The 24,149-nt window shown below is 72.4% G+C and carries 15 protein-coding genes and 2 pseudogenes; 6 read left to right on the forward strand and 11 right to left on the reverse strand.

Annotated features, from left to right (window positions below; translation table 11 throughout):
* Positions 1-94: 94 nt before the first annotated feature.
* From LX16_RS28235 to LX16_RS11975, 3 genes and pseudogenes are all read right to left on the reverse strand, one after another.
* Positions 95-346, reverse strand: a pseudogene (locus LX16_RS28235) (tetratricopeptide repeat protein); the annotation flags it as partial.
* Positions 346-1,644: pseudogene (locus tag LX16_RS11970) on the reverse strand (ATP-binding protein); the annotation flags it as partial. The pseudogenes LX16_RS28235 and LX16_RS11970, both read right to left, overlap by 1 nt.
* A gap of 70 nt (positions 1,645-1,714) precedes the next feature.
* Complete coding sequence (locus LX16_RS11975; protein ID WP_147138196.1) at positions 1,715-3,598, reverse strand: family 16 glycosylhydrolase; 1,884 nt, start codon at positions 3,596-3,598, stop codon at positions 1,715-1,717.
* Positions 3,599-3,808: 210 nt separating this feature from the next.
* On the opposite strand from LX16_RS11975, the gene LX16_RS11980 reads away from it, so the two are divergent.
* Entirely contained in the window at positions 3,809-4,489 is a 681-nt protein-coding gene (locus LX16_RS11980; protein ID WP_244615804.1) for a SanA/YdcF family protein, read from the forward strand.
* 10 nt (positions 4,490-4,499) lie between these two features.
* On the opposite strand, the gene LX16_RS11985 is transcribed toward LX16_RS11980, so the two are convergent.
* A complete protein-coding gene (locus tag LX16_RS11985; protein ID WP_147138199.1) occupies positions 4,500-6,047 on the reverse strand; it encodes a multicopper oxidase family protein in 1,548 nt (515 codons plus the stop codon).
* Between the two features lie 20 nt (positions 6,048-6,067).
* The gene (locus LX16_RS11990; protein ID WP_158645570.1) at positions 6,068-6,520 is read right to left on the reverse strand and encodes an SgcJ/EcaC family oxidoreductase; all 453 of its coding nucleotides are present in this window, start codon (positions 6,518-6,520) and stop codon (positions 6,068-6,070) included.
* Between the two features lie 218 nt (positions 6,521-6,738).
* On the opposite strand from LX16_RS11990, the gene LX16_RS11995 reads away from it, so the two are divergent.
* Positions 6,739-9,435 (forward strand): AAA family ATPase, encoded by a 2,697-nt coding sequence (locus tag LX16_RS11995; protein ID WP_147138205.1) that lies wholly within the window; start codon positions 6,739-6,741, stop codon positions 9,433-9,435.
* 12 nt (positions 9,436-9,447) lie between these two features.
* Here the strand turns inward: LX16_RS11995 and LX16_RS12000 are convergent, their stop codons facing one another.
* Positions 9,448-10,797, reverse strand: coding sequence for a M20/M25/M40 family metallo-hydrolase (locus LX16_RS12000; RefSeq protein WP_147138209.1), 1,350 nt, complete (start codon positions 10,795-10,797; stop codon positions 9,448-9,450).
* A 343-nt stretch (positions 10,798-11,140) separates the two neighbouring features.
* Between LX16_RS12000 and LX16_RS12005 the strand changes: the two genes are divergently transcribed.
* The gene (locus tag LX16_RS12005) at positions 11,141-11,692 is read left to right on the forward strand and encodes a hypothetical protein (protein WP_147138212.1); all 552 of its coding nucleotides are present in this window, start codon (positions 11,141-11,143) and stop codon (positions 11,690-11,692) included.
* A gap of 179 nt (positions 11,693-11,871) precedes the next feature.
* Positions 11,872-14,997, forward strand: a complete 3,126-nt coding sequence (locus LX16_RS12010; protein WP_147138215.1) for an AfsR/SARP family transcriptional regulator — start codon at positions 11,872-11,874, stop codon at positions 14,995-14,997.
* Between the two features lie 22 nt (positions 14,998-15,019).
* On the opposite strand, the gene LX16_RS12015 is transcribed toward LX16_RS12010, so the two are convergent.
* On the reverse strand, positions 15,020-15,901 hold the full coding sequence (locus LX16_RS12015) for a DUF4097 family beta strand repeat-containing protein (protein WP_211354474.1): 882 nt from the start codon (positions 15,899-15,901) through the stop codon (positions 15,020-15,022).
* Between the two features lie 143 nt (positions 15,902-16,044).
* Here LX16_RS12015 and LX16_RS12020 point away from each other — a divergent pair, with 143 nt between their 5' ends.
* Positions 16,045-16,434 (forward strand): hypothetical protein, encoded by a 390-nt coding sequence (locus LX16_RS12020; protein WP_147138218.1) that lies wholly within the window; start codon positions 16,045-16,047, stop codon positions 16,432-16,434.
* A gap of 114 nt (positions 16,435-16,548) precedes the next feature.
* Positions 16,549-16,998 carry an NUDIX hydrolase gene (locus tag LX16_RS12025; RefSeq protein ID WP_170283855.1) on the forward strand — a complete coding sequence of 150 codons (450 nt, stop codon included), beginning with the start codon at positions 16,549-16,551 and terminating at the stop codon, positions 16,996-16,998.
* 148 nt (positions 16,999-17,146) lie between these two features.
* Here the strand turns inward: LX16_RS12025 and LX16_RS12030 are convergent, their stop codons facing one another.
* Genes LX16_RS12030 through LX16_RS12045 form a run of 4 tightly spaced genes read right to left on the reverse strand, consistent with a single transcriptional unit; the run spans position 17,147 to position 23,888 of the window.
* On the reverse strand, positions 17,147-18,280 hold the full coding sequence (locus LX16_RS12030) for a M23 family metallopeptidase (protein WP_147138224.1): 1,134 nt from the start codon (positions 18,278-18,280) through the stop codon (positions 17,147-17,149).
* A 28-nt stretch (positions 18,281-18,308) separates the two neighbouring features.
* Positions 18,309-18,833, reverse strand: a complete 525-nt coding sequence (locus LX16_RS12035) for a hypothetical protein (protein WP_147138227.1) — start codon at positions 18,831-18,833, stop codon at positions 18,309-18,311.
* Positions 18,834-18,842: 9 nt separating this feature from the next.
* Entirely contained in the window at positions 18,843-20,789 is a 1,947-nt protein-coding gene (locus LX16_RS12040) for an MFS transporter (RefSeq protein ID WP_147138231.1), read from the reverse strand.
* A gap of 33 nt (positions 20,790-20,822) precedes the next feature.
* Positions 20,823-23,888 (reverse strand): ATP-binding protein, encoded by a 3,066-nt coding sequence (locus tag LX16_RS12045; protein WP_425304428.1) that lies wholly within the window; start codon positions 23,886-23,888, stop codon positions 20,823-20,825.
* Positions 23,889-24,149 lie beyond the last annotated feature (261 nt).

The raw sequence follows: 24,149 nt of genomic DNA on the forward strand, positions 1-24,149 counted from the left end.
GCAGTACGTCGGCCAGTTGCGCGTAACCGCCGGAGTCCTGCGGGGCGAGCGAGACACACCTCTGCAGGCTCTGCGCCGCCTCCGGCAACCGGCCGAGCAGCTTGAGGACGGCTCCCCGCAGCCGCCAACCCGCGGCGTGTTCCGCGCGCAGCTCCAGATGGGCTTCCACCGCGCGCAGCGCCTGTTCGTGGTCCCGGAGGTCCACGCGCGCCACCGCCAGCAGGTACCAGGCGTCGGCGTCGCCGGGGTGCGCGGCGAGCAGTGTCGTGAGCAGTTCGGCGGCCTCGTCGGCGCGCTTGGCCTCGACGAGGAGCCGCGCCTTGGCGAGGCCGGTCTCGGTAACCATTTGCGGTGCCGCTTCAGATAGGTGACGAGGTCGTCGTACATGCCGCCGTCGTTGGAGAACATCGCGACGTTGCGGGCGGTGGCGAACCACGGGTCGGCGGACGGCCGGACGTCGCCGAGCGCGGTCTCCATGTCGTCCTGCGTGATCATCCTGGGTTCCCCGGAGGCGATGGAGTCCATGAGCGCGGCCTCGGTGGCGAGTTCGCACAGGTGCGTCAGGTCGGCTCCGGACAGGCCCTCGGTGCGTTTCGCCAGCCGGGCCACCTCGATGCCGGCTATCGGTCGGTCCCGCAGCGTCGCGCGTAGGATCTGCTCCCGCGCCTCGGTGTCGGGTGGCGACACCAGGACCGTGCGGTCGAAGCGGCCGGGACGACGCAACGCGACGTCGACGTCCCACGGATGATTGGTGGCCGCCAACAGGTAGACGCCCTCGTTGTCGGACCCGACACCGTCCATCTCGGTCAGGAGCTGGTTGACGACGTTGCGCATCCCGCTGCTGCGCAACTGGTCGCGCTTGCCGCCGATGGCGTCGAGTTCGTCGAAGAACAGCACGCACGGTGCCTGGAGCCGGGCCGCCTCGAAGAGGGCGTGCAGGTTGCGTTCCGAGTCCCCCAGCCAGCGTTCCAGGATCTCGTTGAGTGTCACGGGTATGAACGCGGCACCCAGCTCGCCCGCCACCGCCTTGGCGAGGAACGTCTTCCCGCAGCCGGGCGGACCGTACATGAGCAGGCCGCCGCGCAGGCTCTTGCCGAAGAACCGGCGGAGCTTCGGGTTGCGGATCGGCGCGAGGAACGCCGCCTCCAGTCGCTTCTTGGCCTCGGCCATCCCGGCCACGTCGGCGAGCGTGACCCGGCTCTCCTCCACGTCGAGCACCGGTGGGGCGGACTCGTCGCCGTCGGTGGTGACGGGTTCGTGGAACCTCGGCGGGATCACGTCCTTGAGTTCGTCCTGTGCGGTCCGCCAGTCGAAGCCGTCCGGTTTCGGCTCCGCGCCGACCGCCTGCGGTGCCGGCGTGGCGGCTCCGGTCGCGGCGCCGCCGGTCTCGGCCGCCGTGGGCGCCGATTCGCCTGCGGCCCCGGCGGACCGCTGCGCGGGTGGGGCGGCGAGCCGGCCCATGAGCGCCAGTGCCGCCGGGTCGCCGGGTTCGCGTTGCAGTGCCTGCGCGACCTCGACGACGGCGGCGGCCCGGTCGTCGGCCGCCAGCAGCAGCTCCGCCAGGTGGAGGCGGAGGGTGACGTCGTCGGGTGCGGCGGCCACGGCGGCGCGGAGGCTGTTGATCAACGGGGACGGGTCGGCCATGCGTCGATTATGCGTGGCCGATCCGGCGGTGGGACGGCCCGTCGCCGGATCGGCCATTGTGGCCGGACGGTCAGACGACCCGGACGTAGTCGACCGTCATGGTGAAGTCCAGGTTCGGATCCGGGGCGCCCGCCCAGGAACCGACCGCCACGTTCAGCAGGACGGTCGCCGGGGAGTCGGCCGGGACGTCCAGCGGCAGCGTGGCGTACCAGACGCCGTCGATCGACAGGGCCGCCCAACCGTCCGGCCCGCTCTCCCAGTCGAGTTCGTACTCGTGGAACTCGGCGGGATCGAAGTCGGCCGGGAAACCGGGCGCGTCGGCGTAGAACAACGCGCCGCCACGGTGAGTGGGCGTGTGCACGTTGTAGGTGGGGCGCCAGTCGGAGCCGTTGAGGCCGTTCTCCATCAGGTCGACCTCACCGTGCAGCGGCCACACGTCCTCCGGCTGACCTAGCGTCCAGATGGCCGGCCAGGCGCCCGGCTGCCAACCGTCCATCTTGGCGCGGACCACGATGTTGCCGCTTCCGGTGGTGTGCGTGGACTTCAGGCGCGCCGAGGTGAACGACGCCGATTCACCCCACTGGTTGGTGTACTCCTCGGCACGGGCGTGGATCACCAGGTTGCCCTGCCCGTCGAGTTCGGCGTTGTGGCCGCCGTCGGTGTAACACTGGTCCTCCTTGTTCGCGGTGTCCCCCCAGTTGCAGCCGGTCTCCTGTACCCACAGGGCGGGGTCCGGCCCGCTTCCGGCGGGACCGTCGAACTCGTCCACCCAGCTGTAGTCGGCGGTGGACATCACCGGCGTGAACTCCTCCGCCACCGGGGTGTACTCGGTGGGTTGTCCGCCGCCGGGTTGCTGCACCGACGTCCACAGGCACGGGAAGTTCCCGGACTCCGCGCACTCCGGTTGCCACCACAGCGCCACCGAGGCGCCGCCGTCACGCATCCCGGCGAGGGCGGCGCGCATCATGGCGGGTGTGCTGCCGTTGTGGGCGGGTGAGACCTCGGCGTAGAACTCCGACCACCAGATGGGCAGGTCGGTCCGCGCGGCGACCCATTCGGTGATGGTCCGGAACTTGTCGGTGACCTGCGCGGTCGTCGTCGGGTGCCACTCGCCGTCACTGGTCTGGGCGGCGGCGTCCATGGTGAAGAAGTCGGCGCCGACGTTGTTGGCGAGCCAGTACTCGATGGCGTCGAGCGGCCGCCGGTCGAGAACGCCCCACTCACCGGAGATGTCGCTGGGGTGGCTTCCCGGTTCGGCGTAGGTGACCATCGGGGTGTACGGGCCGCCGATGAGGGCGTCGGGCCGCACCTCCTTCACGGCGGTGTACACGACGTTGTAGAACTCGGTGAAACCCTCGTAGTCCCAACGGTTCTCCGCCTCGTTCCAGAAACCCTTGAACTCGTTCCAGACCTGGAAGTGCCGCACCTGCGGGTACCGCTGCGCGGTCTCGGCGGCCAGTCGGGCGAAGTCGTCGAAGTGTTCGGGCGCGACGGGGGCCTCCATCGCCCAGTCCATGTCGTCCTCGCCGTCGCCGTCGGAGTCCCGGCCGCCGCCGGGTTTCATCCATCCGGGCGCGGTGCACAGCGTGATGACGGGGGTCCCGCCGGTCTCGTCGATCAGGGCCATCCGCGCGTCCAGGCTCTCCCAGTCGCGGGCGTCGGAGTCGGGGTCGGGCCACGGATTGGACGTGCCCCAACCCATGAGGTGCTGGTTCTGCAGCGGGCCGAGATCCGCCAGGAGTCGTTTCGCGTCGGCGACGGCGGCCGGGTCGCCCCAGGAGTCGATGCTGCGTTGGGTGTGGGTGACACCGAGCTGGAACCCGTCGGCGGTGGGGCGTGGCGTGGCGGTCGCATCCGACGCCGCCGCGGTACCGGTGAGCAGTAGGGCCGCCGCGGCGGCGGTGGCGAGGACCGGCCGCAGCCGGAACCTCGCAGGTCTGGAGTGGACGGTCATGGTGGGAACCTTCCGAAGGGGAACGGGCAACCTCACGCTAATGACCCGCCGATGGGCTGACAAGGCGGCGCGGTGTCCGGTCTGGCCAGCGGGAGAACGTTTGCAGGAGGCCCGGGCGTACCCCCGGCCGGCCCCGCACCCGCTGAGAATCTCTCAGCCGCCGGACCGCGAGAGTGGCCGGAGCCGGCCGGCGGCTATACCGTGGAACCCGTGACTCGACTGGTGCGTTGGTGGACGTTCCGGCGACTGGTGATCCTGGCGTTGGCGGCCGCGATCACCGGGAGCCTGATGGCGGCGTCGGCGCACGTGTGGGTGCGCGCGAACTCCGCCGACCGCCAGTACACGGTGGACTCCGTACCGGCCGCGCCGGTGGCGTTGGTCCTCGGGGCCAGGGTCGACCGGACGGGAGCGCCCTCCCCGGTGCTGGCCGCCCGACTGGACCTCGCCCGGGAGCTGTACGAGTCCGGCAAGGTCAAGGCGCTCCTGGTCAGCGGTGACGGCGGAAGCCCCACGTACAACGAGGTCGATCCCATGCGGCGGTACCTCATCGACGCGGGTGTGCCCGAGACGGCGGTCATCGGCGACTACGCCGGTTTCGACACCTGGGACTCCTGCGTCCGCGCCGCCCGGGTCTTCGGGGTCGAGCGGATGATCGTGGTGACCCAGACGTTCCACCTCGACCGCGCCATCGCGTTGTGCCGCGGCGCCGGGATCGACACCGTGGGAGTGGGCGAGGAGACCCTCCGGGACGACGACCTCCAGTGGCGTCGCAACGTGGCACGCGAGTACCTCGCCAACGTCAAGGCGATGTGGGACGCCCTCGTCGACAGCGACCCCACCTTCCTCGGTCCCTACGAGACCGGAGTGGACGAGGCCGTCGCGGCCGGTTGACCTCCACCTCTCAGTCGTGGTCGTGATGCCCGGCCGCCGGGTCGGTGGGGACCACGCCGACCTCCTGGCCCTCGTCCAGCACCACGAACTGGCCCATCAGGCCGCTGTCCTCGTGGTAGAGGATGTGACAGTGGTACATGTAGGGCATGTCGGGGTCGGTGAAGTCGCTGAACCGCATCGCCACCCGCACCGGTCGGCCGTGCCACACCTGGACGGTGTCCTTCCAGCCGGCGAGCTCCGCCGGCGGTGCCTCGCCACCGATCGAGAGCACCTGGAACTGCACGTCGTGTACGTGGAAGTTGTGCAGCGAGGCGTCGACGTTGACGATCTCCCAGATCTCCACGCTGTCCCGGCGGACACCGAAGTCGATCCGGCTCATGTCCATCTTGGACTTGTTGATCCGGAAACCCGACAACTCGAACGTCCGCGTCGTCACCGCCTCGTCCACCGGCAGCGGCGGTACCTCGACCAGCGTGTCGGGCAGCGGCGGCGAGTCGGCCAGCTCCGCGGCGGCCCGGAACTCCAGCACGTCGAACCGGTCGTCGCCGCCGTGCACCCGGTCGGTGAAGAAGTCGCCCATCAACTCCGGCGGCTCGCTGCGCAGCACCACGGTCTCCCCGGGCGTGAACTCCACGATCACCTCGGCCCGCTCCCCCGGTGACAGCTGCAGCCGCCGGGTCGCGTGCGGAGCCGCGAGCAGGCCGCCGTCAGAGGCGATGACGGTGAGCGGCCGGTCGTCCGAGAACGCGAACTGGTAGACCCGGGCGTTGGACCCGTTGAGCAGCCGCAACCGGACCCGCCGGGTCGACACGTCCAGGTACGGACCGTACGTCCCGTTGACGAGCAGGTGGTCACCGAGGACTCCGGCGCTGCTCATCAGGTGCGGGGCGTCGTCGAACTGGTTGCCGCCGTCGAACGCCCGGTCCTGCACGACGACGGGGACGTCGTCCACACCGTACTCGCGGGGCAGCGGCAGCGCGGCCTCCGCGTCGTCGTCCACCAGGAACAGCCCCGCGAGTCCGCGGTACACGTGCTTTGCGGTGGCGCCGTGCGGGTGCGGGTGGTACCAGAGCGTGGCGGCGGGCTGGTCCACCGTCCACTCGGGAGACCAGGTGTCGGTGGGCGCGACCGCCTGGTGCGGGCCGCCGTCCATCGCCGCGGGCAGGTGCATTCCGTGCCAGTGGACGCTGGAGGTCTCCGGCAGCGAGTTCCGCACGTTCACGACCACGTGGTCACCGCGCCGGGCGCGCAGGGTGGGACCCAGGTAGTCGCCGTTGAACCCCCAGGTGCGGGTGGACTCGCCGGGCAGGAAACGCCGGGAACCCTCCTTGAGCTGCAGGTCGAAGACGAGCCGGCCGTCCGCGTCGCGTTGCCCGGTGGCGAGTTCCGGGATGTGCAGCGGCGTGGCGAAGTCGACCTCGCCGACGGTGTCGGTCTTCGCGGAGTGCAAAAGCGCCCCGACGACTCCGCCGGCCCCGGCCGCGAGGACCCCCACTCCGGCGAGTCCGTAACCGAGGACCCGGCGGCGGGTGAGTCGTGGTGTCGGGCTGGTGCTCATGTCTCCTCCGGGGTTCGGGTTCACAAGTGGGGGGCGAGCCGGGGATCCCTGCGGTGGCCGATGCGTTCCAGCAGGCGACGGCGCCTGGTGTTCTGGAAGGCGGTGAACCTCCACTCGCCGTCCGCGCGGCGTACCGCCACGAGGGTCTGGACCTTCCAGTCGCGGCGTTTCGGTGCGCGTTGGCGGCGTTGCAGGATCGCGCCGCGCGAGACGAGGACGGCCACGTCGTCGGTGACGAATCGCAGGGAGTCGACGACCTGGTGCAGCCGGGTGTTCCGCTGGAACGTGCTCCACAGCGCCTCGTGGCTGTCGACGATGTGCCGACGGCCGCGCATGTGGCCGCCGAGGAAGTTGACGTAGTCGGCGTCGGGGGTGAAGCAGTCGGCGTAGGCCTCGGCGTCGGCGGCGGCCCACGCGGCGACCAGCGTGTCGAACAGTGCGGTCACGGCGGTGGTGTCGTCGGTGTGTGTCATCGGTGTCGCCCCTTCGGAATCGAATCGGTCGGACACGGACGACGTTATGGTCGTCGCCGCCGGCCGGCATCGGGTGCGCGACCGGTGTGGTGACCGGTATCTGGCAGACGGCCGCTTCATAAGTAGCGAGGCTACATGTGGGGCGGCTGGCCGTCCTCGGGGTTCTCCCGGGCATCGACCCTGATTCCGGCGCGGTCGGCCGGTCGTAGGCTGGCGGCATGCTGTACGGCAGGGAGACCGAGACCGCCCGGGTCGACCGGCTGGTGCGCACCGCGAGAAGGGGCGGCAGCGCCAGCCTGCTGCTCACCGGCGAACCCGGGTCCGGCAAGTCCGCGTTGCTGGACCACGCCGCCACACTCGCCGACGACATGACCGTGCTGCGGGCGACGGCGGTCCCCGCCGAGACCGGACTCCCATACGCGGCGCTCCACATGCTGCTGCGTCCGTTGCTGCACCGGTTGCCCGAACTCCCCGCACCGCAGGCCGCCGCGATCGCGACCGCCTTCGGGATGCGGGACGGCGGCGAGGTCAACCGGTTCGCGATCGGCCTGGCCACCCTGCACCTCCTGGCCGCGGCCGGAGCCGATCGACCCGTGCTGTGCCTCCTCGACGACACACAGTGGATGGACGAGCCCTCCTCGGAGGCCGTCGGATTCGCCGTCCGGCGGTTGGACGCCGATCGGGTCGCCGTGCTGATGGCCCGCCGGGCATCCGCCGAGACGACCGCACCCGGCGGGATATCGGTGATGCACGTCCCCGGGCTCCACCGCGCCGCCGCCGAACGCCTGCTCGACGCCTGCGGGGTGGCGCCCGGGCTGTGGCCGGCGATGATCGGCGCCACCGGCGGGAACCCGCTCGCGTTGCGGGAACTCGCGCGTACCGGTACCGCGGCCGACTTCACGGACCCCGGAGGGCCGGCTCTGCCCAGGCGCGCTCAAGACCTCTACGCCGCCGAACTCGCGGTGCTCGACGAGGTGTCGCGCACCGTGCTGGTCGTCGCCGCCACCCAGGGCGGCGGCGACCTCGACGCCGTGCTGCGCGCCACCGAACGGCTGGGGTCGCCTGCGGCCGCACTCGACGCCGCAGTGGCCGCCGGACTGGTGGAGGTGACCGGCGGCGAGATCCGGTTCCGGCACCCGCTCCTGCGTTCCACGGTCTACCAGACGGCGCCCGCCACCGTCCGGCGTGACGCGCACCGCGCGCTCGCGGAGGCCTACCGCGCCGGTGGTGACGCCGATCGCGCCGCCTGGCACGCCGCCGCATCCGTCACCGGCACCGACGACCGGATCGCCGACGAACTCGCACACGCCGCCGACCGCGCCCGGGAACGCGGCGGTCACTCCACCGCCGTGAGCCTGTACGCCCGCAGCGCCGAACTGTCGACCGGTGACGCGATACGCGCCGCACGGCTCATCCAGGCCGCCGAGTCCGCCGGAGACACCGGAATGGAGGCCGCCGCCCGAGACCTCGCCTCGCGGGCCGCGACGCTCACCGGTGACCCCCACGCCATGGCCCGGATCGCCGAACTGCGTGCCGAGGCGGAGCTCCTGTCCGGACGACCGGCGAGCGTTCCCGACCTGCTGTGCGCCGCGGCCGAGGCGGTCGCCGACACCGACCCCGGCCGGGCGGTGATCCTGTACACCCACCTCCTCAACACCGCCATCCAATGGGGACGGCCGGAGTGGTGCGGCCGGGCGCGCGACGGACTGGTCCGCTTCGAGGCCGTCGGCGGGCACTTCGACCGCGCGGTGGCCGCCGGTCGCGGCGCCGTGCAGGTGCTGACGGGGGACGCCGCCACCGGTACCGCAGCGGTGCGCGGCCTCCTCGAGGCGTTGCGCCCGATCCGGTCCGGCCTGGTGGGCGCCCGGCACTTCGCCGCCGAGCTCGCCACCCTCACCGACGACCTGGAATCCGCGGTACCGGTCAGCGAGGCGCTGCTCGACGAGTGCCGGGACGGGAACCTACTCGGATGGCTTCCCACCCTCCACACCACACTCGGTTGGCAACTGACGCGTTCGGGGCGGCTCCGAGAGGCCAGGATCGTCACCGCCGAAGGTCTCCGGCTCGCCACCGACCTCGGACAGCACCGCCCCGCGGCCCGGCTGGAGGCGGTCCTTCGCCTGTTGAACGCGCACACCGGAACGCCGGACACGGCGCCGGCACCGGACGACACCCCGGGGGACGCCCAACCGTGGGTCGTCGCGGTTCGGGGTTGGGCCGCCGCCGTCACGGACCTGGCGGCCGGACGCGGTGACGAGGCCGCCGGTCGCTGGGACGCCGTCATGACCGGTCCCGCCGGTCATACGCCGGTCTTCCACGGCTGGGCACCCGACCACGTCGAGGCCGCGACCCGGAGCGGACGGGCGGACACCGTCCGCGAAACCGCCGACCGTTTCATTCGCTGGGCACGCGGCACCGGTCGCCCACCCGCCCTGGCACTCGCCGCGCGCTGCGAGGCGCTGCTGGCCGGAGACGAGCGGGCCGAGGCCTCGTTCCAGGACGCCCTGCGGCACCACGAGACCCACACCCGGGAGTTCGACCAGGCGCGGACCCGGTTGGTGTACGGCGAACGGCTTCGCCGTGACCGCAGGCGGAGCGACGCGCGCCGGCCACTGCGGGCGGCACTGGACGTGTTCACCCGGCTGGGGGCCGCCGCCTGGGCGCGCCGGGCGGGAGCGGAGTTGCGCGCCACCGGCGAGAGCCGCGCCGACACCACGCCCGCCGCCGACCTCAGGGATCGGTTGACGCCACAGGAACTCCAGGTCGTGACCCTCGCGGCCCGCGGCGCGAGCAACCGCGACATAGGGGAACGGATGTACCTCAGTCCCCGCACCGTCGGACACCACCTGTACAAGGCGTTTCCCAAGCTGGGAGTGGCGAACCGGGCGGAGCTGGCGGCCCTGTTCCCCGAATGAGGACGCGGCGGATCAGCCGCAGTGGCCCATGGGGATCCGGCCGGTGCCGACCCGGCCCACCGAATCCGTGACCCGTGCCGTGACCGCCACGCAGGTACCCGCCGCCGCGACGGTGACCGGTCCGGCGTAATAACCGAACCGGCCGTCGTCGGTCCGCGTCTGGCCGGACTCCGTCTCCAACACCACCGACACCCGGGTCGGCGTGCCCAGGTCGGTCGACTTCAGCGTGACGGCGCAGTTCCTACCGAGGCCGCCGTTCCACAACAGGTGGACGTCACCGAGCACGACCCCGCCCGAGGTGGTCACCGGCACCGACTCCTGCACCGTGTACCCGCCGCCGCACACCTCGCCCGGCGAGTACGGATTGCCGGTATGGGAGGCCGCCGACCACAGTCCGGCGGCCGCGGCGTCCGCCATCCGGTCCACGGCGGCGGTGTCCACGTTGCCGGGGAAGGCGTCGCAGGCGGTGTGGTAGCAGGGGTCGAAGGGTTCCCCGGCGGTGCCGCCCCATTTCGCGGCCTGCGCCGTCGTCTTCAGCTCGCCGTACCCCGTGGACAGTGACGTCGTGGGTACGCCGGCCTGCCGGAACGGCCGGTCGTCGGTGCAGCAGTCGGTCATCTCCTCGGCGGGGAAGCCGGCCTGTTCCAGCGACGCCGCGAACGGCTCCGCCCAACCGCTCAGCAGGTCGTCGACGAAGTAGCCGGCGTTCACGCCGCCCACCATGTCGAGATTGACGTAACCGGCGAGGTCCGATACGCCGACGGTGTCCACATAGTGCTGCGAGCCGTGCATCCCCAGTTCCTCCTCCGCCCACCAGGCGAACCGGACGTGCCGGGCGAAGCCCGGGTCCTCCTGCGCCAGCCTCAGCGCGATCGCCAGCAGCACCGCCGAACCGGAGGCGTTGTCGTCGGCGCCGGGACCCGCGCGCACACCGTCCAGATGCGCGCCCAGCATGACGGTGTCGCCGGCGTCGCCGCCCGGCCAGTCGGCGACGACGTTGTCGTCACCGTGGCGGCAGGACGTGCACGGTTGCCGCTCGACGCGGAAACCGGCGTCCCGCAACGTCTGCGCCACGTAGTCGGCCGACCGGTCGTACCCGGCGGTCCCCGCCGCCCGGTTGCCGCCGTTCTCGTCGGCGATCCGCTGGAAGCGGGCGAGGTGCGGCGTGAGTTCGGCGACCGTGATGTCCGGTGCCGCCGCGACCGACGGCGTGGCACTCTCGGTCGGGGCGGGTGCGGGCCGGGCGGCCCCGGCCGACACCGCCACCGTCGCCACCGCGACCACCGAGGTCAGGATCCTGCGGAACCGGTGCATGTGCGGCCTCCCGTCCGGGCTGGCCCGGCCGCCGTGGCCGGACGTCATCCCGGCAGCCTAGTGTCCCGGCCGGTGTCGTTCGACGCCGAAACCCCCGCACATGGGTGGAATGTGGTTAATTCGGCCATAGTGGAACGAATGTGGATCGGCGTCGTCTCCGGGTCGCCGGTGCCCGGCTCGGCCGCGGGGTCCCGCCGCGACTTCCCCGGCCCCACACGGCCGTGCCCGGTGGTCACGTCCTCGCCGGTCGTGTGGCCGTGACGGCGTCGACCACCTCGGTCGACACCGTTCCCCGTGGGTGGCGCGCCGAGCCACCCGACGACGGGCGCCATCGGTCCGCCTGCGGCCGGTCCGCTTGCCCGGCAAGTGGTCCGGGACATAGGGTGAGACCGTGACCCGACCGCCGTCCCCGCCGTACCCGCCGGGCGGCCGTGCCCCGCAACGGGTGGCGGTGGCCGAGCCCGCCGAGTCCTATCCGGATCCGCCGCGTTCCTGGCGCCGGGCGGGCCTGCTGTTCGCCGCCTGGGCGGCGGCGTGGACCGCGGTCCTGATCCTCGGCCTCGGCTGGCAGGTCGTGGCGGCCCCCTCCGGCACCGGGAACCCGGTGGAGGACGACCCGGTGAACCCGCGCGACGTCACCCGCAAGTTCTTCGCCGCGATCTTCACCGAACAGGACCTGTCGCTCGCCGCGCGACTGCAGTGCCCCGACCCGCCCGGCCTGGACCCGCAGGAGATCTGGAGCGCATGGCAGACCGACATCGGTGACTACGGAGGCCAGGTCGGCTTCGACAACGACAACGCCGCCGCCGACTGGACGACCAGCTTCGTGGTTCAGGTGACCGTGACCGACGGTGGGGTGACCCAGGGGCGTGCCTGGGTCGTGGAGACCGTCGGCGACGGCGGGGACGCCCTGGTCTGCGACGTCACCGCGCTGACACCCTGACCGGCGCCGGTCGGTACCGGAGCACCGGCTCCCGTTGTGGCCCGGGTCGCAGTCGAGGCACCGGGCCGGTCGGCGACCGTTGCGCCGCAACCGATCCCGTCGCACACCCGACCGCACCCTCCCCGGGCGGCCGCATCACGGCGGGGCACACCGCCGGACGGTGGCGCTAGATTACCCGGGTGCGAATCGGGATGCTGGGCTCATTCGAGGTGTGTGACGACGACGGCCGGGCCGTGGAGATACCGGGCGCGCGGTTGCGCGCGCTGCTGGCGGCGCTCGCGCTGGAACCGGGCCGGATCGTCCCCCGTTCGCGACTGGTGGACTGGATCTGGGGGAACCAGCCGCCCGCCGACGAGGTGAACGCCCTCCAGGTCCTCGTGTCCCGGCTGCGGAAACTGCTGCCCGCCGGCGTCGTCGAGGCACAGGCCGGCGGCTACCGCCTCGCGGTCGACCCCGGCGCCGTGGACGTGAGCCGGTTCGAGGACCTGGTCGCGCGGGCCCGCACCGCCGAGGACCCCGAACGGGTCGACCTGCTGCGCGCCGCGCTCGACCTGTGGCGGGGCACCGCACTCGCGGGCGTCGAACTGCACGAGAGCAAGGCGTTCGACGCCGCGGTCGCCGGATTGGCCGCGCGACACCTCGCCGTCCTGGGAGACCGGGTGGCCGCGGAGATCCGGCTGGGACGCGGTGCCGACATGATCACGGAACTGACCGACCTGGTGGAGCGGCACCCGCTGCGGGAGGGTTTCGTCGGCGCGTTGATGCGGGCCCTCGCGGAGGCGGGCCGGGGCGCGGAGGCGTTGACCCTGTACCAGCGGACCCGGGAACGACTCGCCGACGAGTTCGGCACCGACCCCTCCGCCGAACTGTCGGCGCTGCACACCGCGCTGCTGCGCGGTGAACTGGGCGGCCGCGCGGAGAACCGCAGGACGAACCTCCGCGCCGGGTTGACCGGTTTCGTGGGCAGGGACGACGACGTCGCCGCCGTCACCGACCTGTCGACCAGACACCGGCTGACCACGTTGACCGGTCCGGGCGGTTCGGGCAAGACCAGGCTGGCGACCGAGACGGCCAGGGCGATGCTCGCCGAACTGCCGGACGGGGCGTGGCTGGTGGAGCTGGCCCCGTTGCGGTCCGGCGGTGAACTCGCCCAGGCCACGTTGACCACCATCGGCCTCCGCGACCAGACGCCGCCGGGGGAGACGGCCGGCGACGACGCGGTGGACCGGCTCATCGCCGCCATCCGAGACCGCGTGATGTTGCTCGTGCTCGACAACTGCGAACACATGGTGGAGGAGGTCTCCCGCTTCGCCGACCGGCTCCTGGGCGGATGCCGCAGCCTGCGGATGATCGCCACCAGCCGGGAACCTCTCGGCATCACCGGTGAGGCGCTGTGGCAGGTGGAACCGCTCGGCCTGCCCGCGCCGGGGGCGAGCCCGGCCGAGACCGCCTCGGCACCCGCCATGCGGTTGCTGCGGGACCGGGCCGACGCCGTGCGCAGGAACATCGGATCCGACCCCGAGACCCTGGCGACCATGGCGCGGATCTGCCGAGCCCTCGACGGGATGCCACTGGCCATCGAACTTGCCGCCGCCCGATTGCGCACCATGTCGGTCGACCAACTGGCCGACCGGCTCGACGACCGGTTCCGGCTGCTGACCGGCGGGAGCCGCACCGCGCTCGCCCACCACCGGACACTGCGCGCGGTGGTGGACTGGAGCTGGGACCTTCTGAGCGAAGCCGAGCGGGACCTGCTGCGGCGGCTGTCGGTGTTCTCGGGCGGAGTGAGCCTGGAGGCCGCCGAACGGGTCTGCGCGGACGAGGAGGCGGTCTTCGAGTTGTTGACCGCGCTGACCGAGAAGTCACTACTGCTGGCCCACGACGAGGGCACGCCGCGTTACCGCATGCTCAACACCATCAGGGAGTACGCGGCGCAGCGGCTCGACGAGGCCGGGGACACCGAGACGGCGCGGCGGGCCCACCTCGCCCACGTCACCGAACTGGCCGAGACCGCCGACCCGCACCTGCGGCAGGCCACCCAACTGGAGTGGTTGGCGGTCCTCGAAACCGAGCACGACAACATCGCCGCCGCCCTGCGCGAGGCCGTCGCCCGGGGCTGGGCGGCCGAGGCGATGCGCCTGGTCGCGGCGGCAGGCTGGTACTGGTACCTCGGCGGGCACCGCGCCGAGGGGACCGAACTCGGCATCGCGGCGGCGGCCCTGCCGGGCGAGGTACCCGACGAGGTGCGGGCACTGGCCTACAACGTCGTCGCCCTGTTCGTGTCCTCCGGCTACGGCGGTGACCAGTACCAGGCCCGGGAGTGGATCCAGGAGGCGCACCGACTGGTCGAGCGGAACGGTCACCGGCACCCGCTGCTCGGATTCGTGGCACCGCTGGAGCGGATGCTGCGCGAACCGGGGAACTTCCTTCCCGCGTTCGACCCGCTCGTCGCCGACGACGACCCGTGGGTGCGGGCGCAGGCGCGACTGGCCCGCGCCCGGCTGCGGCTGACGCTGGGCAGCGACGAGACCGGTGTCGACGACGACGCCGAGACCGCGCTGGCCGAGTTCCGCGTACTGGGCGACCGGTGGGGCATCTCCTCGGCGCTGACGTTCCTGGCCGAACGGCTCGCCGGTCGCGGCGACTTCGCGCGCGCCTGCGAGTACCAGGACGAGGCGGCGGTCGCCCTGACCGAGCTCGATTCCACCGAGGAGGTCGTCGTGCTGCGTGCCCGGCAGGCCCAGCTCTACTGGTTGCGCGGCGACGCACCGTCGAGCGCGTCCGCGATGGCGCTGGCACAACGGTCGGCCGAGGGGATCACCTGGCCGGACACCCTCGCCGAGCTGGGCTTCGCGAAGGCCCACCTGGCGCGCTGGCGCGGCGACACCGAGGAGGCGCGCCGCGCGATGGCGGCCATACCCGTCCGGCCCGGCGGCGACTCCGACGCGGTCCGCGCCATGACCGAGGACCTGCGGGCGTACCTGTCCGAGGACGTCGCACGGGCCCGCGCCCACCGTGCCGAGGCGTTCCGGGCCGCCACCGGGCTGGGACACCGGCCGTTCATCGCGCAGGTGCTCATCGGGATCGCGGACCTCGCGGTCCGCTCGGGGGACGACGCGCAGGCGGTGCGGCTGCTCGCGGCGAGCGACGTGGTGCGCGGCACGATCGACCGGTCGCAGCCCGACGTCGCCCGCATCACCGAGGACACCCGGGAACGCCTCGGCGACACGGGTTTCACCGAGGCGTTCCACGAGGGTGGACGACGGGACTGGCGTGAACTCGCGGAGGCCGTGCTGACCGCGTGACCGGCGAGCCGTCCGGTTCCGGTCATCCGGAGAGCCGCGCGGCGCCGTGCCGGACGTCGTGACCGGACTCGACGCGGCGGACGACGATGTCGCCGCCGTGGCAACGGGCCCTGACCGCCACCGTCCGGTCGGTCGGCGAGGAGGTCCCCAGGTCTCCGCGTACCCGGCCGGTCGTGGCCCGCGCGTCGAGCCGGACGTGCGTGCCGTGCGGCGCGCCGATCTCCAGCCCGCCGATCGCCGCGTACAGATCGACGGTGCCCTCGCGGACCTCGCCCAGCCGGATGCGCCCGTTGGCGGTCCTGGCCTCGACGTCCGAACCCGCTACCCCGACGGTGATGTCACCGCCGAGGTCGTGGACGACCGCGGGGCCCTCCACCCGGCCGATCCGGACGCCGCCGTAGCCGGCGACGTCGGCGGAGCCGGTCACGTGGTCGACGATCACCCTGCCGCCGGTGGTCTTCAACCGCGCCTCGGCGGCCCGTTCGACCCGGATGTCCCCGATGGCGGTCTTCAACCGGCAGGAACCGACGGCGCCCCGGACGACGTGTTCGCCCTGCGCGGTGTCGCCCCGGACGTCCGAGCCGGTGGGCAGCTCCACCAGCACCCGCACCGAGCCGAACCGCCGGGTGAAGGCGCTCCGCAGCCGAGGGTGTGAGACCCGCAGCCGCCCCTGGGCGTACTCGACCCGGACCTGCGCGGCGGCCTCGACGTCCAGGGCCCGGCCGGGGTCGAGCGGATCGACGCCGACCACGGTGTCGATGCGGTCGGTGGCGACGAACCGGATGTCTCCCATGACGACGTCCACCGTCGCCGAGATCGGTGTGGGGGTGGGGAAAGCCCGCATGTGCTGCTCCTTCGCGATGTCCACCGGCGCCGGGGGGCGGTCGGCGGGGCCTGTCTGCATGCCACGACGATCGCCGACCCCGCTGTCATCCGGCCTTCCCCGCGCTGTCGCGGACCTGACGTGGCCGAGCCGGCCACCGGCTGCGGGGAACCGATCCGCCGGTGCGGCCGTCGGAAGCGGTGACCCCCGTGTGAGGAGAGACCGTGCCGCGAAGACTGACGCCCGTGGTGGCGATCGTGCTGTCACTGGCCGCCGGATGCGATTCCGCGCCGTCCGCCGGAGATCCGCCGACCGAGGCGGCGTCCTCCCCGGTGATCGACGTGGACCTCACCGAGGAGGAGCGGATGCTCGTCGAGACGGTGGCCGAGGAGGGGACCGTCTCGGTGATCGTCCGGGTCACCGCGGAGGACGAGGTGGCCGTGGCCGCGCAGTTGGAACGGCTGGCCGCCGACCTCGCGGACTACGGCGTCACCGACGTGGACACCGGCTCGGACTGGTTCTCGGCGACCGTCACCGAGGACGCGCTGCACTTCCTGCTCCAATCCCCCGACGTGGAGCGCGTCTACGAGAACAGCACGATCCCGCTGTCGTGAGGCCCGGACGCCCCGACTCCGTCGGCGAGCCCGACCGCGATACGGCACGGCACGAACGATCGGGCTCGTCGCACCCCGACGGAGGTCCACCGTCGGCACGTTCGCGCCGTTACCATGCTGCGCGTGCCCGACGCCACGCCCCGGGTCCGCGTCGCCGCCTATGTGCTGCGCCGGAGGCCGGACCGCCCCACCGAACTGCTCGTCTTCGACCACGAAGCCGACCTGCCGCCGGGAACCCACGTCCCCGCCGGTGGCGTCGCGCTCGGCGAGACCCTCGAACAGGCCGTGATACGGGAGGTCCGTGAAGAGACCGGCCTGCACGACGCCAGGATCGTGCGGATACTCGGCGACGATCACACCGTCCACCCCATCCGGGGCTTCGCCCGCCACACCACGTATCTGCAGCTGACCGCCGATCCCGCCACGCCCGACGCCTGGAACCACCAGGTCACCGGTACCGGCCGGGACGAGGGGATGACCTTCCGCTGCCGCTTCGTCCCCCTGCCCCTGACGTTCCACCTCGCCGACGGTCAGGACGCGTGGCTCCACCGGCTCGACATCTGAGCGGCCCTGCCCGGGTTCTCCGCAGTCGGAGGCGCCCGCCTCCACGACGGGACCGTCCGCCGCCACCGGCGCGAGTCGGTCCACAAGACACCGCGGCCCCATGGCGAACCGCTCGACCCCCACCGAACGAGCGGGAGACCGCACCGGCTCAGCCGTCGATGGCGACACCCTGCTGTGCCAGCCACGCCACCGGGTCGATGGCCCCCTGGTTCGACTGGTCGTTGCCGGTGTGCACCTCGAAGTGCAGATGCGGCCCCGAGGAGTTGCCGGACGTACCCGAGACACCGATGACCTCACCGGCCGCCACCCGCTGCCCCACCTGCACCAGCGGCGCGGTCTCGAAGTGGCAGTACCGGGTCTGGATGCCGTCGGCGTGCTGGATGTTCACGAACCAGCCACACCCGGCGATCGACGGTGAACCGTCCACATCGCACGAGTACGCCGAGCCGTCGGGCGCGAAGGCGTTGCACTCGGCGGTGATGACCACGCCACCGGCCGCCGCCCGCACCTCCGTGCCGCGCGGTGAACCCAGGTCCACACCGTAGTGGTCCGGGCGCTGCGCGGTGCGGTAACCCGACACGATGCCCTGCGGCACCGGCGCGGTCCACCCGGAGGCGGTGATCTCGCCCAGGGCCGTGCACTGTCCCAGTTCCCCGCCGTTGGCGGCCGACCGGGCGCCGCCGTCGGTGAGGACGTTCACGACGTCGGTCGCCAGCGGCTCCCACTTGGCGTAGGCGTCCGGGTACGCCGACCGTTGCACCGCCTGCGCCGCGACCGTCAGGTCCATGCCCTCCCAGCTCGCCACCTTCAACAGGCTCCGGTAGAAGGACCTGCTGGCGTACACCGGGTCGGTGATCTGTTCGACCGTGCCCCAGCCCTGGCTCGGCCGCTGCTGGAACAGGCCCTGCGAGTCGTGGTCGTTGCGGTCGCCGAGGTGGCCGTAGTTGTGGAGTGTGGACTCCTGCATGGCCGTGGCCACCGCGATGATCCAACCGCGCGGCGGCACGCCCTCGTCCTGTCCCACCTGGACGATGATCGCGGCGTTCTCCATCTGCTCCTGACTGAGGTTGCGCACCTGCGGGAGCGGCCCGTCGATCTCCACCTCGCCGTCCACGCCGCAGCCGGCGAGGTTGACGGGCGAACCGTTCTCGGGGGTCAACGTCAACGCGACCACGTACACCGTCACACTGCCGCAGCACAGCAGGGCGAGGAGGCCACCGGCGATCCCCCACCACAGTCTGCGGCGGGCCCGGCCGGGGGCGGTCGGTTCAGCGGCGTCCATGTTTCCGGTCTCTCACTCGTCGTCGCGGTCAGGGCCGCCGGAAATCGATCCCGGCCACCAGCCAACCACCATTTTCCTCCGTCATGCGCAGGATGAGCAATCCCGCATCCGTGTCGAACTCCACATGGGCCGCCGACGCCCGGCCCTCGCCGCGCACCTCGGTGGCGGGCACCGACACCGGGTCCACACCGGCCAACTGTTCGTGGAGCTCACGAGTGGCGTACGGGGCCAACCGGTCGACCCATTCGGCGGCGGTGGCGGACCCGGTGTCCACCCAGGCGACCGCGAACGCGGTCGCGGTGTCCACGGCGGAGTCCGGCAACACGTCGGCCGCCGGTCCGGAGGTCGCGCCCGGATCGGCGGAGGGCGTGGCGAACCCGTCGTCGGGCGCACCCGGTTCGACGTTGTCGACGGTGTTGCCCTGCTGGCCGCCGTCGCCCGGCGTCGACCGCGACTGGTCCTGGGCCACGGCGACCACCGAGATCACCACCAGCAGGAGGATCGCGGCGATGCCGTACCGGGAACCGAGCATCCGCAGCACGCGGCGCGTCATCACGGCCTCCTAGTCCGGTCGCCGGACGGTCACCATCGGACGGTCACCGGCGGACGCGCCGGAACCCGACCCGCTCGGCCGGTAGATGGCGTACCCGGCCTTCGCCTTCCCGGCGGGCGGCGTCGCCGGTGCCGGCCTGGGAGGCAGTCCGGCGGCGGCGTTGTCGGAGGCGTCGCCCCGGGACTGTGCCGTCAACGGTTCCCGCGACTCGGACCTGACCGGTACCGGCTCCTCCTTGCCGGTCTCCACCCGGTACTTCTCCGGCCGTTCCGACGCGGTCGACCTGTCGTTCGGCCCGGCGGCGGATCGCCGGCGGCCGAACGCGGCCTCGGCGATGCTGGAACCGCCGCGCAACGACCCGAGGCGTCGATAGGGCCGCAACAACATCCAGGCGGCGACCCCGATGAGCGCGATCAACAGCACCTGTAGCCACCCCGGCAGGTCGGCGGCGAGGATCTGGCTGACCGCGTACAGGTAGACCGCGGCCGCGACGCCGAACACGATGACGTTGATGACCGCGGCGACCACCGCCGACACCAGTCGCTTGAAGCCGCCCGATGCGGGCCGCAGTATCGCGATGGTCCCGATGAGCGGCAACGCGATCACCGCCCACCGGATCAACAGGAACCCGAGGATGATGAGGATCGACGTGGTCAGGTCGAACAGCGCGAAGAACAGCGCCGACAGGATCGCCAGCAGGCCGGTGCCCGCCCGGTCCCAGCCGTTGGCGCCGGTGAGGTTCTGGTACGCCTCCGGGTCCTCCCGCTCGATGGCGGCGGCGACCTTGCGCCACTGGTTCTGCTTCTGCTCGACGAGCATCTGCCGGTCCGAGGGGCTGGCACGGGCGTCCTGGATCTCCGCCCACGTGAACGCGGTCGCGTCGTACAGCGCCGGACCGTACTTGTAGGCGGTGTTGCCGTCGGCCACCACCGGGCGGCCCTGGTCGTCGGTGAGGACGTCGCCGTCGGCGTCGGTCTCGTACACCACCTCCTCGGACTGGCCGAGCACCGAGCGGATCCAGTTGTTGTACAGGATCTCGCCGGTCGCCATGTCCGACGCGCGGGTCGCCGGGGAACGCAGGTCGAGGCAGGCGCCGCCGTCCCACGCGGCCCGCTGCTCGGCCTCGGTCATGCCGTAGGCGTCCTCGCAGCCCTCCTGCGTCGGAGGGCCGACGGCGTCCTGCACCACCGAGAGGGAGGCGGTCAGGCCCTCGTCGGCGAAGTTGGCCGACTCGACGGGCCAGCGGGCCACCGCCGTGACCACCACCAGCACCAGTACCGCCCAACCCGCCGTGGTCACCGCCATCGACATGTCGGCCTGCCGCGACCGCCAGATCAGGTACAGGCCCACCAGCGCGACGGTCAACGCCCCGAAGACCGTGAACACCTGCTCGTAGATCGCCTCGGTGGCGTTCTTGACGAAGGTGTCGGCCCAGCCCCACAGGCCACCCGGCTCCCAGGCCGCGTGCCGCAGACCGTTCGAGGCGCCGATGATGCCGGTCGCGAGGGTGAACTCCAGGTTGGCGAGGCTGTTGCCCGCCGACTCCGAGTCGGGGACGACGTTCCCCACACACCCCAGGTCGTACAACGGCATGTCGTACCCGGCGTAACCGTAGTGGGAGTACGCGCCCTTGGCCTGCGGCGACAGTTCGTACCCGTCCGGCGGTGACTGCGGTTCCTGCGCGAACCAGCCGGCCATGCCGGAGTCGGGGGACGCGGGCACCGGCGGGGTCTTGCAGCTGGTCTCCGGTTCGTCGGGGAGCGCGTCCACGCACTGCCGCCAGTTCTCGTGCCACTCCTGCACACTGCAGTCGTCGGCCTGGGCGGCGGTCGGGGAGAAGAACAGGACCGCGAGCGCGGCCACCGCCGTCACCAGCAACCGGGCGCCCACCCGGGCGATTCGGCGCGGCCGGGCGCTACCGGGCGACCACGTCGGGTGGCGGTGAGGGGCAGACATCTGTCATCACTATCCCATCTGGCTGCGGCCGGCCTACTGTGCCGGGTCGGTGGCGGTCGGTGAGGCGTCGGTCGGCCGGGCTGCCGCCTGGCGTCCCCCGGGAGTGGTGTCCAGGTGATCGAGCAGTCCGGGCACATAGGAGATGTCCGCCCGTACCCGCTGCACTCGACCGTCCACATCGCGCATAATAAACTCGCGGTAGGGCAGTCGGGAGTCTTCGGTGGTATCGGCCTCGCTGAGCGACGCGAGGGTCTGCTCGTACCCGACGTCGCGCGGCACCCGGAGCATCCGCAGCGCCTCGGCGGCGATCTCGGCGTCCTCGGCGATCCGGCCCACGAACACCGTCGAGACCAGGTTCTGCACGTCCAGTCCCAGGATGTCCTTCGGGTTCTGCGAGGCCACCAGGGCCGCCAGGTTCCACTTCCGGGAGTCGCGTGCCATCCGGACCAGGAACGAACGCCCGGAACGCCAACCCTCCATGAAGTGGGCCTCGTCGAGCCCGACGAGCTTCCGGCGGTGGATGTCGCCGCCGTAGGAGCGGCGGACCGCCAACCGGTGCGCGGTGTGGAGCATCGGCAGCGCCAACGCCTCCTCCGCCGACCAGTACTCGCGCTCGATCTTCAGGTCGGGGAGCCGCAGCCCGGCCATCGTGATGACCGTCAACAGCGCGTCGTCGGTGAGCATGTCCGAGGGCGGCGAACCGAAGAACAGCATCGCCAGCGGCATCTCCGCGGTGTCCATCAGCAGGGCGGCGAGCTCCTCGCCCTCCTCGCCCTGCCCCCGCAGGCAGGCCACCACGTCCTCGAGGGTGGACGTCTCCTCGGCGGGGACCTGACGGGCCGCGTGACGCAGCAGCCGGGCGGTCGACGCCTCCCGCGCCACCTGCGGCGGAACCAGCATGGAACAGATGTCCTGTACCAGCATGCGCCGTTCCGCGCGCGCGTTCGACACCGCGATGTGGAACTCCCGTTCCGCCTCCGGGCCGGGATCCCAGTGCTCCCGCCGGGGAGTCGGGATCAGCGCGTAGGGCGCGAGCGTCCCGCCCTCCGAACCGGTCAGGTTCAGCACCTTGGAGTACGGCTTGAGCTCCGGCATCTCGCACAGCCGCGCCAGCGGCCCCGACGGGTCGAGCAGGGTCACCTGCACGCCGCGCCGCGCCGCGAGGTAGCCCAACGCGCCCATGAGGGTCGACTTGCCGCCGCCGGGTTCGGCGACGAACACCGCCAGGCCGGAGCGTTCCCGGACCTCGGTCGGGAAGTGCAGGTCGAGGAACACCGGTCGGCGGCAGGTGCCCGCCGTACGCCCTATGAGGTCGCCGCGCCGGTCACCGACGTGCGAGGCCGCCTGCGGCAACGCCGCCGCGAACAACCGCACCGGCATCCGGCGCAGGTACCCGGTGTTGGCGACCGGCTCACCGGGGATGAACTCCCTCGCCAGCCAGTCCTGGTTCTTGGGGTGCTGCAGGGAGATCCGCAGGTCCCGGTTGTACATCTGGATGACCTTGCGTGCCCGTTCCAGGCATTCGTCGCGGGTGTCGGCGGCGACGGCGAGCCGGTGCCAGCCGTGCACCCGCGCCGCGTCGGTCGCAAGGCCGGTCGTCATCTCGTCGCCCACCACGAGCGCCCGCTGCGCGAGCCGTTCCAGTTCCGGCGGGGCGTCCATCGAGTGTTCGTCGTAGTCGTGCTGTTGCGACCGGATCATCCGCAACCGGTGTTCGAGGTTGCGGAACGCCTCCCCGGGACCCAGCACGTCGATGCGTGACGAGAGCTCCATCGGCCAGGGCGCCCGCTCGTGGAAGTGCAACCACGGTTCGTGGCGCTCTGGGATCTCCAGATCCTCCATACGCCCGACGGTCAACACCGCGACGTGCCGTTCCTCGCCGGTGAGGCGGTTGACCAGCTTCACGGTCGAGCCGTAGGGCGTGCGGTACCGCTCGATCTGTTCGGTCATGGCCAGGACGTCGCCCGGCTCCCAGTGGCCGTCACGCACCGCGGAGAGCAACTCCGGCGGTTCCATCCCGAGGGCGACACTGCGGAAGATCAGCCACTCCAGCTCGTGGCTGGTGGCGCGGCGGGCACGGACGCCGAAGGCGCCCAGCACCTCGTCGAACTGTTCGGTGACCTTGGCGATCCGGTGGCGTTCCGCGTCACGGGTGCCCTTGCCGAACAGCCTGCCGAACTTCTCCCCGAGCGTGTCGGCGAGGGTGCGCCGGGCGAAACTGATGCCCAGGTAGATCTGCCCCTCCGAGTGCTGCACGTCGTGGAGGTGCCGCTGCGCCGCGACCAGGTGGTCGGCCCAGGAGGGCGCACCCGGCACCGGCGGCAGCGGGCGGGGCGTGTTGCGGTCGACGGTCCGCGCCCACTCGTCGGCGGGGAACGGCCGGGTGGTCCGGCGAAGGTGCAGCCGGTACCCCGCCATGCCCGCGTACTGCTCGGCGATGGCCGAGATCAGGGCCTCGCGTTCGGGGTCGGGCCGGAACGCCCACCGCACCTCCGGGAGCCGGTACCAGGCGGTGACGGAGGTCGGCGTGAACGTGGTGTGCCCGGCGATCTCGGTGATCGCCAGTTCCTGCGCGGCCGTGCGGTCACGTTCGCGCGGCGGCTTCGGCATCCGGTGGGGCCGCTCGGGAGCCGGAGGCGCCGGCGGCAACGGGACGAGCTGCTGGCTGCGCCGAGGTGGCGGAGCCGGGACCGGCGGGGGCGCGACCGGAGCCGTCCGGCGGGGCGGCCGGGGATCGGCGACCGGTGGCGCCGGCGGCCGGCTCGACAACCGGGGGTCCACCGTGGGCGGTTGCGGTACCACCGGGTGTTGCCCGCTCGCCGGGTCCACTCCCGGTCGCCGCGCAGCCGGAGGCGGACCGGTGAACCGGACCGGACCGGACCGGGTCTGGCCCATCTCGCCGGCGACGGTACGGGGCGGCCCGGCGGGCGGAGGTGCCGCCTGCGGAGGTGTCGGCGGAGGCGCGGACGGCGTGGCCGGGGGCGCGGACCGGCTGCGACGGGCCGCGACCGAACGGGCCTGGTCGAGTTCCCGGTTCGCGGCCTCGGTGGCGGCGAACGGGTTCCGGGCGGGCGGTGGTGGTGGGGGTGGTGGCTCCATGCGGGGCCGCAGCCGCGAGGTGTCGGGCTCCGGCGGCGACTGCGGGGCGGCACGCCGCCGGGCGGCGAGTTCCTGCGCCTGCTGCCGGGCGTGGATCTGCGCCAGGACCCGCGCCTCCTGTTCGGCGAACCCGTTGCCCGGTGCAGTCGTCGGAGACGGTTCGGGAGCTGCGGCCTCGGCGGCCACGTCCTGTGGATAACCCGTCGCCGCGGGTGGCCGCTCACCCTCCGGCTCCTGTGGATAACTCCGCCCATCCTGTGG

This window comes from Stackebrandtia albiflava, assembly GCF_007994225.1.
GTDB classification, from domain to species: Bacteria; Actinomycetota; Actinomycetes; order Mycobacteriales; family Micromonosporaceae; genus Stackebrandtia; species Stackebrandtia albiflava.